The organism is Paenibacillus sp. USHLN196, assembly GCF_037144955.1.
GTDB classification, from domain to species: Bacteria; Bacillota; Bacilli; order Paenibacillales; family Paenibacillaceae; genus Paenibacillus; species Paenibacillus xylanexedens_C.
On the sequence record NZ_JBBCYH010000009.1, the window covers coordinates 35794 to 47674 of the forward strand.

At 48.0% G+C, this 11881-nt stretch carries 11 protein-coding genes; 5 read left to right on the plus strand and 6 right to left on the minus strand.

The window, feature by feature from the left end; translation table 11 throughout:
• Positions 1-4 precede the first annotated feature (4 nt).
• The 4 genes from WFI24_RS21065 to WFI24_RS21080 form a co-directional block, all read right to left on the minus strand.
• Complete coding sequence (locus WFI24_RS21065; protein WP_036616550.1) at positions 5-499, minus strand: Lrp/AsnC family transcriptional regulator; 495 nt, start codon at positions 497-499, stop codon at positions 5-7.
• A gap of 267 nt (positions 500-766) precedes the next feature.
• Entirely contained in the window at positions 767-1882 is a 1116-nt protein-coding gene (locus WFI24_RS21070; RefSeq protein ID WP_336763933.1) for a PAS domain-containing sensor histidine kinase, read from the minus strand.
• Positions 1875-2525: a response regulator transcription factor gene (locus WFI24_RS21075; protein WP_336763934.1), complete on the minus strand. Its 651-nt coding sequence runs from the start codon at positions 2523-2525 to the stop codon at positions 1875-1877. Before WFI24_RS21075 ends, WFI24_RS21070 begins: the two co-directional genes overlap by 8 nt.
• A 109-nt stretch (positions 2526-2634) precedes the next feature.
• Entirely contained in the window at positions 2635-3066 is a 432-nt protein-coding gene (locus WFI24_RS21080; RefSeq protein WP_336763935.1) for a GAF domain-containing protein, read from the minus strand.
• A gap of 597 nt (positions 3067-3663) precedes the next feature.
• Between WFI24_RS21080 and WFI24_RS21085 the strand changes: the two genes are divergently transcribed.
• The gene (locus WFI24_RS21085; RefSeq protein ID WP_260871186.1) at positions 3664-4440 is read left to right on the plus strand and encodes a Crp/Fnr family transcriptional regulator; all 777 of its coding nucleotides are present in this window, start codon (positions 3664-3666) and stop codon (positions 4438-4440) included.
• A 114-nt stretch (positions 4441-4554) separates the two neighbouring features.
• Here the strand turns inward: WFI24_RS21085 and WFI24_RS21090 are convergent, their stop codons facing one another.
• On the minus strand, positions 4555-5112 hold the full coding sequence (locus WFI24_RS21090; RefSeq protein WP_336763938.1) for a GNAT family N-acetyltransferase: 558 nt from the start codon (positions 5110-5112) through the stop codon (positions 4555-4557).
• A gap of 121 nt (positions 5113-5233) precedes the next feature.
• Positions 5234-5389 (minus strand): hypothetical protein, encoded by a 156-nt coding sequence (locus tag WFI24_RS21095; RefSeq protein ID WP_017691064.1) that lies wholly within the window; start codon positions 5387-5389, stop codon positions 5234-5236.
• A gap of 370 nt (positions 5390-5759) precedes the next feature.
• On the opposite strand from WFI24_RS21095, the gene WFI24_RS21100 reads away from it, so the two are divergent.
• The 4 genes from WFI24_RS21100 (at position 5760) to WFI24_RS21115 (ending at position 11810) form a co-directional block, all read left to right on the plus strand.
• Positions 5760-7274: a DUF6359 domain-containing protein gene (locus WFI24_RS21100; protein ID WP_336764276.1), complete on the plus strand. Its 1515-nt coding sequence runs from the start codon at positions 5760-5762 to the stop codon at positions 7272-7274.
• A gap of 213 nt (positions 7275-7487) precedes the next feature.
• A complete protein-coding gene (cdaS, locus tag WFI24_RS21105; protein ID WP_336763945.1) occupies positions 7488-8117 on the plus strand; it encodes a sporulation-specific diadenylate cyclase CdaS in 630 nt (209 codons plus the stop codon).
• 286 nt (positions 8118-8403) lie between these two features.
• A complete protein-coding gene (locus WFI24_RS21110) occupies positions 8404-9510 on the plus strand; it encodes a Glu/Leu/Phe/Val family dehydrogenase (RefSeq protein WP_169480902.1) in 1107 nt (368 codons plus the stop codon).
• A gap of 233 nt (positions 9511-9743) precedes the next feature.
• A complete protein-coding gene (locus WFI24_RS21115; RefSeq protein ID WP_336763949.1) occupies positions 9744-11810 on the plus strand; it encodes a methyl-accepting chemotaxis protein in 2067 nt (688 codons plus the stop codon).
• Positions 11811-11881 lie beyond the last annotated feature (71 nt).

Genomic DNA, 11881 nt, shown 5'->3' on the forward strand with positions numbered 1-11881 from the left:
CCTCCTAGAGTCTCATGCCCATCCGGCTTTTATAGCGTTTCAACAACAGCTGTGATTCGACTTTGACGATGCCTGGCATCTTATATAGCTTTTCAAGCAAGAACTGCTCCATCTCTTCCATATCCGCAAAAATACCGTGCATGTGCAGGGTACTCGGGCCTGTCATATGATAGAGGCTGGTGACGGCCGGTTCTTCGTCCAGTTTCTCTGCGACTTCATCCAGGAAGGGCGGTTCAACATCGACATTGAAAAAGGCGGAGACCTGAAGCCCAACCTTGCCAGGGTTGATGACCACGGTGAAGCGTTCGATAATTCCTTTTTCGGATAAAGCATTAATGCGCGCCTGGACGGCTACACGTGACAACCCGATCTGTGTACCCAGATCCGTATAGGATATTCGGCTGTTATGGTGAAGCGCGGCGATGATTTTGCGATCCATCTCGTCCAGATTGTACATTTGTGGAATTTCCCCTCCCTTGGAGGAGCGTTTCTCTGACATGTTGACCATCCTTTTCTCTCGCTATATGAAATGAATTGAAATTTACTAATCATACAATGTGTATGTAGCATTCATAGTTTAATGACGAATCGTAACTGGAGTCAATCTATTTATCATGATTATTGAATTTAACCGATTTTGATCTTTCATTTTGTCATTTTGACCAATCGGAAATAAAAAGACCACTCGCACAGTCCAATAGCGAGCAGCCGTTAAATAATAGATAAGCTGGAGTGAAGCGCAAAGTACGATACGAGGCATGTCCGGTTATGCTTGTGCTGTCTTGGGCAGGAAAAGGGTGACGGTGGTTCCTTCGCCAGGCTCGGAAGAAACTCTCAACGTTCCGCCTGCTCCACGGGCACGCTCTTCCATGCTGAACAATCCAACACCATTGCCAGCGGTTGCTTCGCTGAATCCAGCGCCCTGGTCTTCAATAATAACCATCGTCATGTCTTCCGCATCTTCTACAGTAACACGTGCCTCAGCAACATCGGCATACTTCGCGACATTCGTTAAGGCTTCCTGGATAATCCGGTATATGGCAATCTCCCGGTTCATCTCCAGTCGCTTGCGCAAGTTACATTCCAGATCTACTTCGATCCCGTAGTGACGGGTATAATTCTCAATGTACGTCCGAATTGCCGGGACAACGCCGAGGTCATCCAGAACGGATGGCCTTAGTTCCCATGCCATGCCGCGCACATCTTCCATGATGCCCGTGACCTGCTTACGCAGTGCTTCGACGCCTGGTTGAGGCTGATCTGCCAGTAGCCGGTCCATCTGGATGACCAGAGAGAAGAGGCTCTGTCCGATCCCGTCATGCAGTTCACGCGAGATCCGGCGTCGTTCCTCTTCCTGAATATTCATCACTTGGGACATCATCTTCTGCAATTCGCCTTCGACAGATTTCAGCTTGGTTACCTCACTACGTACGGCCAGATATTGATATGGCTCGCCATCGTTATCGAGAAAAGGCACGATGGTGGTGTTGACCCAATAATAACTGCCATCTCTGGCCCGATTGCGAATCTCCCCGTTCCATACCTTACCTGAGGATATTGTGTCCCACAGGTTTTTCATAAAGTTTTTGCCATGGTATCCGGAATTGATGATTCGATGATCCTTACCAATCAGTTCCTCGCGTTCATACTGCGAGATCTCACAGAATTTATCATTCACATATTGGATTTTCCCTTTGCGGTCCGTGAGGGCAACAATGGAGGACTCATCCAGAGCGAATTTCAGATCGCTCAGTTGATGCAGGGAACCTTTCAACCTGCTGCGAAATTCATTATCGGTAATGTGGTTGTCAATCTCGTTCAACAGGAGGCGTACAGGCTGGTCTGCGAGTCCGCTTAGTCTGTTCTTTCGTGCACTACTCAAAGTTCAGCAACCCCTTTTTCATGGCAAACTTCACCAGTTCCGGTCGTGTACGCAGGCCAAGCTTCTCCATCAGATTGCTTTTGTGGGATTCGACCGTCTTGACACTGATGATCAGATGCTCGGCAATTTCCTTGTTGGCATATCCTTTGGCAATCCAGGACAGAATTTCCTTCTCCCGCTCGGAAAGTGTGTCATAGGGACCGGCGTTTTCCTGTTTGGCTTTGTCCAGGTATTCACTCATCAGCCGCTTGGTCGCACTTGGGTACAGATAGGCGCTACCCTCTGCTACGGAACGAATCGCGGCAAGCAATTCTTCATGCGGCGCGCTCTTGAGGATGTAACCGGAAGCTCCGGCATGAATCGCTCGGAAGAGGTACTCCTCATCATCATGCATGGTTAGAATCAAGATCGCGAGATCCGGCATTAATTTCTTCAATTCAGCAGTAGCCGTCAGGCCGTCTTTGCCTGGCGGCATACTGAAATCCATCAACACGACATCTGGCTTCAATTCTTGGGCCTTGGCAATGGCTTCGTCGCCGTCAGCGGCATCTCCAACGATATGTATATCATTCTTTCCTTCCAGTAAGGCGATCAGCCCGGAGCGCACGACAACATGGTCGTCTACAACTAATAGTTGAATCACATCATTTCCCCCTGTCCGCTTCCACAGTTCTATCTATATCATAACAAAAAAAAAGCCACTCAGAGCTTAAATCTCCGAATAGCTTCTCTCGCTCTCTAGTACAAACTTTTTATCCATATACGTGCGGCTCCAGATGTAGAGCGACTTGTTCGGTCTGCCGGATCATATTCGGTGAAAAGGTACAAGGCAGTCTGCTGCCAACGAGCAGCACGGCGCCAGGCACGCTTCCTTCCTTAAACACAGGTACCGCTATGGCACTTACCAGCCGCTCAGCAAGCATTAACGGGCAGCGACCGGGCGTATGCTCCCCGGTGGATTGTGCATCAGATCGGGCTGTGCGCCCAGTCCGAAGGGCTGTACCTACCAGATCTTGTCCGGGACGCATTTCCATGCGTTTCACCCGTTCATTACTAGCCCCAGAGGTATACTTCCAGCGTAGCATTGTCCCGTTCAGACAGGCAAGCCCGCAGAAGTCGCTGGATGTATTCAGGCGCAGGCCGTCGATCATCTCCTGAATGCCAGATGGCAGTTCATCATGCATGAGAGGACACTTCCTTTTTCGGATTATAACGTACATAACGTGGAATTATTATCATTAACCTTTGGACAGGATCATCTTAAAGAGGTTGTTCAAAAAGTTCGCTTTTGATTACGAAGAATGCCTAGTGGCATCATCATCATCGAATATGGAATTCAGCCGAAATAAGCGGGAGGCTTACGAAGTATGTTTCCTTTGGAAACATTGTAGTTGCTCACGTAGTTTTCCCTACGCTCCGCTACTCCATTTCTAGCTTCATCCCATCTTCTCGGTACTGAAAACCGCTCTTTTTGAACATGACTTAAAGTAAGGGTATTACGATGTTAGTTCTATTGTAGACCCTTTGTCGTACATTGTAATTCAGGGAAAACCCCTATTTCCGTTCCGTAATCTACTGAACTTGGGCAGTGAAGGACTCCTGAATCAGGTACACCAAGGGATTGAAGAAATGCGAAGGATGAGGCATATCGGTGAAATGTGACTTTTCTCACAGCAAATTCAGGGAGTTTCTCGTTAATGATCAGGTAATCCCCCGATAACCCTGACGCTACTTTCGCGATATGATGTATACATAAGGAATCACCGAGGGGGACGAAGGTTATGGGTACAGTATTTGTGGAAAGAACAACCCAAAGAACAGAGCAGAAACAAACGGAGGCGGGCAAAATGACACGAGAAACAGGCGGAATCCTTTCGTTCGTTACACCTGAGCAATGGGACCTGATTGAAGCGAAAATGCAACCCAAACGGGTAAAGTCGGGGTATAGTCTCTTTCTCGAAGGCGATGAAGCCGGATACCTGTACTACATTCGTTCGGGACGAGTGAAAATGACCAAGTCGACGGAGGATGGCAAGGAAATTATCCTGTCGATTCAGCAAAGCGGCGATCTCATCGGTGAGTTCGGCGGCATCGGTGGACTGAATCATAGCTATAGTGCAGAGATGGCGGAAAAAGGGGAACTGGCCATTATCTCGCTTGGCGATCTGGAAAGTATTCTTAGCAAACATGGCGACCTTGCCTTGAAATTCTTGCAATGGATGGCATTGTCGCAGCGGATTACCCAGTCGAGATTCCGTGATTTGCTGCTCTATGGCAAGGCGGGTGCCCTAGCTTCGACACTGATCCGTGCCAGTAACTCGTATGGCAAGGTTACACCGGATGGCATTGTGCTGGACATGAAGTTGAACCATACCGAACTTGCCGAGATGATCGGAGCTACCCGGGAGAGTGTAACGCGGATGCTGGGAGCATGGAAAGAACAAGGTACGCTGGATATGATGGATGGCAAACTGATGATTCGGGATCTGGCAGCCCTGCGCTGCATGTGTGGATGTCCGACATTCCCGAGCTGCCCAGTAGAGCTGTGCCGGTTGTAAAAATAGCTTGTTTCGAGGTTGTACCTTCATTGGCGATTGGGGTCGTTACGGAGAATAATAAAAAGAGCTGGCATCCGTATAATCGGTGTCAGCTTTTTTGATGTATGCGAAAAATTACATATGTAGCATTGGGTCTCCATTGGCCGCGCCATACTCCCTGGCGAGAATCGAATAAAGAACCGAGTCATGAAAGGAACCTTTGTAGAACCAGTGCTCCCGCAGCAGACCTTCACGCTGCATACCAATCTTCTTCATGACATTTTCCGAAGCCGTGTTGTGCGGGCGACATTTGGCGTAAATCCGGTGAACACCCAGTTCATTGAAACCAAAACCGAGTATAGCGAGGGCTGCCTCGGCGGCATAACCTTTTCCTTGATAAGCGGGATGGAGGACGTAACCGATCTCTGCATTGGTTTTCTCCATAACGTGAATACCTACTCCGCCAAGGAGAGCCCCGTCACTTTTCAGACATATCGCAAGTTCAAAACCCTCTCTTGGTTGTGCCTGTTGTGAATGTATTACATCTTGTACGTATGCTCGTGTATCCTCTTGGGTGTTTGGACCCCATGCTGTATGCTGTGTAACTTCCGTCATGGAGGTATAGGCATGAATTCTCTCCCAGTCCGTCTCCTGAATCTCTCGGATGATCAGTCTGTCGGTCTCCAATTGCATCGTTATTCACTCCTTCACGTTGGAATAATTTACTGTACATTGTACAACAAAATAGCCCATAACGGATTCAACGATGGAATCGGTCATGAGCTATGTTGTGTATCTATGATGATGTCGAATGCTATTGTGGTTGTTTACATTGAACAGCGGGATACGTATACGCCAGCTTACGGATAATTTCCTTTTGCCATCTCGTATCACCCAGGTTGGTTGCCAGGTTCAGAAGATCCAAATAATCGTCAAGCTGCAGATCAGCCTTTTGCAGAGTTGTATTCATTCGATGTTCGTTCCCCTTTATCTATAATATCGTAAAATTATATGCAGTAGAAAGTTACAAAGAGACAAGTTCAAGAATGATAATCATTATCACGTTTATATATTCATTATGCAATGAACGCTGGCAAAATGCAATCCCAAGTCCATAACGAATTTAACTTTTTTCAGAAAAAGGCTCGTCCACAGCATATGGGCCAATAGACTCAACTTCTAAACTTTTTCATAAACTTTACAAAAAGAAAGAGGAATTCAGCATATGAACCATTAAATTAAAGGAGGATAACCCATTATCAGGTAATTTGGAGGAGGAGAAAGGGAATATGAAGAAGGCGTTATGGCAGCACTGGATTGGGGCATTCCTGGTCTTTATCATGATGGCAACCGCATTGCTGGGGCCGGGTTCACAGAGTCCGGTACAAGCTGCAGCACCACTTACGGTATCTCAGGCCATCGCTGCCCAGAGCGGTGGAGGAACAGCAACGGTTGAAGGAATCATTGTTGGACATGCTACCGGGTCACTTACCGCGAAGTTTACATCTCCGTATGCCAATGATTTCAATGTCCTGATTGCAGATTCAGCATCAGAGCGAACCAACGCCAGATTATTGGATGTACAGATTCCCTCATCTTTCCGTTCGCAATTTGGATTGGCGTCCAACCCCAGTCTTGTAGGCAAAAAGATCATCGTAACGGGAACCCTGGGTGCCTACAACAGCTATGCAGGAGTCAAAAGTCCAACGTCCATCACGCTTTCCTTCGGAACAACCAATCCTGATCCAGAACCGAACCCGGGCACAACACTGCCGGATGGTACCGGCAAGAAAGTATTATTTGATAATACCCACGCCCAGACAGCAGGTGCTGCCGACTGGATTATTGACGGGGCATTTTCGGATTTTGCCAATGGTTTGCGAAACGCAGGATTTGCCGTGGATCAGCTGGAACGCAGCATCCCGTATACATTTGGTGAGCAAGCCATCACCTATAATAAATTGAAAGATTACCACGTCTTCGTCATCGGCGAAGCCAACGTGCCGTTCAAAGCGACTGAGCAGGCTGCGCTGGTGCAGTATGTACAGAACGGAGGAAGTATCTTCTTCATCTCCGACCACTATAATGCAGACCGCAACAAAAACCGCTGGGATTCTTCCGAAGTATTCAACGGCTATCGCCGCGGTGCCTTCCTGAATCCGGCCAAAGGCATGTCTTCGGCTGAAGCCGAATCACCAGCGATGCAGAGTGTGACGAGTTCAGACTGGCTCGCGACGAACTTTGGTGTCCGTTTCCGCTACAATGCCCTTGGAGATGTAAATGCCTCGGATATCGTTGCACCTGCACAATCCTTTGGCATCACGGCTGGTGTTAATTCTGTAGCCATGCATGCGGGATCGACCGTTGCGATTATAGACCCTAACAAGGCCAAAGGCTTGGTGTATGTACCAAGTGGTGTGTCCAAGTGGGGCAATGCCGTGGATCAAGGCGTATATAACGGTGGTGGACGAGCTGAAGGAGCCTATGCTGCCATTGCAAAGGTTGGCGCAGGCAAAGCTGCATTTATCGGCGACTCTTCTCCTGTGGAAGATGCTACTCCGAAATATTTGCGTGAAGAGACTGGCGCTACCAAGAAAACCTATGATGGATTCAAAGAAGTGGATGATGCTACTTTCCTCGTGAATACCGTGAAATGGCTCGCAGTCAAAGAGAGCTATACCAGTCTGGCACAAGTGCCTGGACTGACATTGGATACGGCAACAAGCCTGCTTCCTATCGAAGCTCCGGCTGCATCAACCGAGCCGCAACTTGAGCCATGGGCTGCACCTGCGGCAGGGTACAAATGGTATGACCCGACTACATTTAAGACAGGTTCATACGGCAAAGCGCAATAAGTGAAATAAACAGGACATCAATCATCATGCGAATAGGGTCTGACCGTGGAGTTTTGCGGACAGGCTCTTTTTTTGCTTGTTATATCAGTTACAATCACGACGATGGTTAGCTTATAGAGCCTTGCTGCCATTGCATAAATATCTACTTCGGAGGGGAAGATATGGGTACTAATGATGCGGCGTGAAGCTCAACCCAACCAGAGGAGGCGGCGAATGATGGCTCAGCAAGCAGACTGTGACAGTTCCTCGATGAAGCAGAAGCTCAAGGCAGATCTGCATCGCGTGGCGGATCGAATGAACATGACGTTATCCCGTTTTGACAATGACAGTGTTTGTCTGTTGGGGCAGTTTGCAGAGATTCGAGCGGAGATTAAGCAGATTGAGGTGCTCGCCTCTTCTTTTTATCTGGATTGTTATCTGTCACCCTTTACCGAGAAGTTTGGTGAATTAACATCGAGCGTACAGCATCTGTCTGACCGGAGATATGGTGCGCTGATTGTGATTGAACGGGAAGTTCCGTTGGAGACAATTATCCACTCAGGCGTAGCTGTGGATGCAAGAGTGACGCATGCGTTGCTGGAATCGCTGTTTATTCCCGGTGCGCCCCTGCATGATGGGGCTGTTCTCATTCGTGGCAATCAGATTGTATCCGCTGGTAATGTGTTGCCTTTATCGCAGGCGGAAGTGCATGAACGAAAGATAGGCACCCGTCATCGGGCTGCGCTTGGATTAAGTGAATTGACGGATGCCGTTGTACTGGTTGTCTCCGAAGAGACGGGACAGGCCTCATTTGCTGTGGATGGAGATCTGCATCCGATTAATGTGGTTGAGACGCTATCTTGAATGTGAACGATTCATTGGATTCCTCGGACGATTACGTTGATGCAGTTGAGGGAAGTGTACCTTTCTCCTGTAAGGGAGAGAGGTTTTTCTATTGATAGACGATAAAATTATAATCTAAAATTCGACAGCTTTGCTCCCGTCATATGAGAAACATCGACCGATGCTTCTCTAACATTGCGATGTGATTTTGCACAAAATGGGTATTCGTGGGTACAATAGAGGATGGTAAATAAATAGAGAACAATGCGATTAGATCGCAAAAATGGTTGGAGGAGACGGTTAGCACATGAGTTGGTTTGAAGCAATGGAGCAGCACGATTATGAGGAACTGGTTCTGTGCCAGGATCGAAATTCAGGGTTAAAAGCAATTATCGCCATACATGACACAACACTCGGCCCTGCGCTGGGAGGTACGCGGATGTGGACATACGCTTCAGAAGAAGCAGCCATTGAAGATGCCCTGCGCCTTGCCCGCGGTATGACATATAAGAATGCAGTATCTGGCCTCAATCTAGGCGGTGGCAAAACCGTCATTATCGGAGATCCGCGGCGTGACAAAAATGAAGCGATGTTTCGGGCTTTTGGCCGATACATTCAAGGGCTGAACGGACGTTATATCACGGCCGAAGATGTGGGAACGACGGAAGAGGACATGAATCTGATCTATCAGGAAACCGATTATGTGACAGGCATCTCGGCGAGCTATGGATCATCCGGTAATCCTTCGCCTGCAACGGCCTGGGGTGTATATCGCGGGATCAAGGCAGCAGCCAAAGAGGCATTTGGTACGGATATGCTGGAAGGCAAAACAATAGCAGTCCAAGGTGTGGGCAATGTCGCGATGCATCTGTGCAAATATCTGTATGAGGAAGGTGCACGTCTGATTGTTACGGATATCCATAAGGACTCGGTGAAACAGGCTGTGGATCGCTTCGGCGCGACCGCAGTTGATCCCGCAGACATCACTGGTGTGGAGTGTGATATCTATGCACCATGTGCGCTCGGCGGCACGATTAATGATGATACGCTCAAGACGCTCAAGGCGAAGGTGGTAGCGGGCTGTGCCAATAATCAGCTATTGGAGACCCGTCACGGGGATCAATTATATGATATGGGCATCGTATATGCACCTGACTATGTTATCAATGCAGGCGGCGTGATTAATATCGCAGATGAGCTGAACGGTTATAATGCAGATCGGGCGTGGAGCAAGATCGGAGAGATCTACACCAATCTGGAGAAAATATTTGAGAGCTCGCGCACGGAGGGGATCGCAACCTATGTTGCCGCAGATCGTCTGGCTGAGCGGCGGATCGAACAGATGAAGAATACGCGCAGCACATTCCTGCAGAATGGTCATCACGCGCTGAGTTCCCGGAGATTGCGTAAGTAATCGTAATCCATTCATCGTATAATCTGAAAACTGTCTGTTAGGTATCGGCAAATCCATTCCGAAATTGGATGTTGTCGATCTGACAGGCAGTTTTTTTTGTGCACTGTCAGAACATAACAAAGAAAAACAGTGGCAATATCTCCCTAATTGATCAATTTCGCTATGAATTTTTCCGATAATGTATTTACATCGTTTAGATGGAGATGGTTCAGGGAAGCGGGGAGAAGTGGAAAATGGGGAAAAGACAAGGGGTAGGGTATAGGCTTAAAAATGTGTCGCTTAAGATCAAGCTGCCGATCATGATCAGTGTATTGGTTGTTCTGGTTCTGCTCGGTGCAACGACCACAAGTTATATGATTTCATCTGATGTTGTGGTCAGGAAAAGCAAGGATGAGATTAATGTGATGGCTGACCGCCTTGGGGAAGGGCTTTGGACAGCGATGCAGCTACAGCAACAGATGAGTCATGCGATATCTGTACATAACACGTTCAAAGAACTCTTGCAGTTGCGTGATACGAACGAAATGACAGATGAAACCTTTTTTACAGATGAGAATCCATATTTCAACAGAGCGAATACGATTCTCACTGACAGTATATCCGACACGGTAGGCACCAAGCCAGACCTATTCGTGTTTGACAAGGAAGGAACCATGGTGGCGGGAACCATGCCGGAAGTCATTGGACAGTCACGGGGAGATCGGGAATATTTTAAGGAGTCCATACAGGGGAAATCCTTTATCAGTGACGCGGTTGTCTCTAAGACTGGCAAGAAGCTCATTATTGTATTCTCGCAGCCCATCACCGATGAACAGGGGAATATACTGGGGGTGTTCGCCATGTCGGTGGACAGCAGCTTCTTCTTGGGGCAACTGGGAGACATTAAAATTAATGGTCAAGGCAGAGTTGAAGTGCTGAGTCGAAGCGGCATTATCATGTTCGACTCACTGGACCCTTCGGTTGTGGGACAGACACTTGCAGAGGACAAGGAAGCCATGGAACTTATGGCGGACAGAGCCACCGATAAAATGAAAATCACCTCGATGGATCGAGATGATATCTACTACCGTGTTAATCAGATTCCTGACGCAGATCTCTCCGTGGTCATTATTGACGATTATGATGATATCAAACGTCCATTAGAGGATATGCAGCGCCAGATGGTTATCGTGACATTGATCGGAATTGCTCTGGCTATTGGCGTAGGATTATTGATCTCTCGTAGTATTACGAGACCTATCGTTCGTTTGATCGGGCTGTTCCAACAGCTTGCTCAAGGGAATCTGACCGTCAAGGCCAATGGTAGATATAACAGTGAATTTAAGGATCTGGCGGAGAGCTTCAATGGCATGGTGGAGCAGAACAGAAACCTGATTACCGATATGAATAGTTCGATCCATGTTCTTCAAGCCAGCACTCAGGAGCTGGAGGAAACATCCAGACAGACGGCGAGATCCATTGATGAGACATCCGCGACGTCCATGGGGATCGCGAAGGCGATGGAGGCCCAATCCGAAGATACCGAACAGATTGCAGGCAAATTCAACAGCTTCGGCGATAAAGTGGCTGCCATGAACAGCAGTGCGCAGGATGTGAAGGCGAGAGCAGATGAGATCGAATCTGTATTCCATAACGGGAATGAAGTCGTCAATGAATTGATGCGTATTAATGAGGTGAACGAACGGGAAGTCGAGAAAATCTCGGAGATTACGGTCAAACTTCAAACGAGTTCGGGCAGTATTAGTCAGATCACGGAAGCCATCAGCCAGATCGCCAAGCAGACCAATCTGCTTGCATTGAATGCTTCCATCGAAGCATCCCGGGCTGGAGAACATGGCAGAGGATTTTCAGTTGTAGCCGAAGAAATTCGCAATCTGGCAGAGCAGAGTTCCCGCCAGTCCAAGGAAATCTCCAGCATCATCGAACAGAATCTGGCCGATGTAGCCGAGAACAACCAAAGTGTTGCGGAAATTCACACCATCTCGTCCAGACAGGATGAGCTTGTCTTGCAGACTCGTCAGGCGTTCGATATGATTCTGGAGAAAGTAACGGTAATCAATCAACAAATCGCCACGATGGCAGGACAGATGCAAGAGATGTTGCAGAACAAGGATGACGTACTGGAGTCAGCCCACAGTTTGTCCGCTTCAGGGGAGCAGGTATCTGCTTCGGTTGAAGAGGTAACGGCAACCATGATAGAGCAGTCTTCAACGGTGCAGCAGTTGGCAAACATGGTCGATACGATCGATCAATTGACGCAAAAACTGGCCGAATCGGCTGCAAGATTCAAGGTGGAGTAAGCGTTAATTGAATATGTATAGTGGAAATAAAAGCAGAAGGCACTCATTATGAGTGCCTTTTGCTTTTATTT

Excerpts from the sequence above, each read along its gene's own strand:
- WFI24_RS21080 (WP_336763935.1), bottom strand. The coding sequence starts at position 3,066 with ATGCATGATGAACTGCCATCTGGCATTCAGGAGATGATCGACGGCCTG.
- WFI24_RS21115 (WP_336763949.1), top strand. The coding sequence starts at position 9,744 with ATGGGGAAAAGACAAGGGGTAGGGTATAGGCTTAAAAATGTGTCGCTT.
- WFI24_RS21065 (WP_036616550.1), bottom strand. The coding sequence starts at position 499 with ATGTCAGAGAAACGCTCCTCCAAGGGAGGGGAAATTCCACAAATGTAC.
- WFI24_RS21095 (WP_017691064.1), bottom strand. The coding sequence starts at position 5,389 with ATGAATACAACTCTGCAAAAGGCTGATCTGCAGCTTGACGATTATTTG.
- WFI24_RS21100 (WP_336764276.1), top strand. The coding sequence starts at position 5,760 with ATGATGGCAACCGCATTGCTGGGGCCGGGTTCACAGAGTCCGGTACAA.
- WFI24_RS21110 (WP_169480902.1), top strand. The coding sequence starts at position 8,404 with ATGAGTTGGTTTGAAGCAATGGAGCAGCACGATTATGAGGAACTGGTT.
- WFI24_RS21090 (WP_336763938.1), bottom strand. The coding sequence starts at position 5,112 with ATGCAATTGGAGACCGACAGACTGATCATCCGAGAGATTCAGGAGACG.
- cdaS (WP_336763945.1), top strand. The coding sequence starts at position 7,488 with ATGATGGCTCAGCAAGCAGACTGTGACAGTTCCTCGATGAAGCAGAAG.
- WFI24_RS21085 (WP_260871186.1), top strand. The coding sequence starts at position 3,664 with ATGGGTACAGTATTTGTGGAAAGAACAACCCAAAGAACAGAGCAGAAA.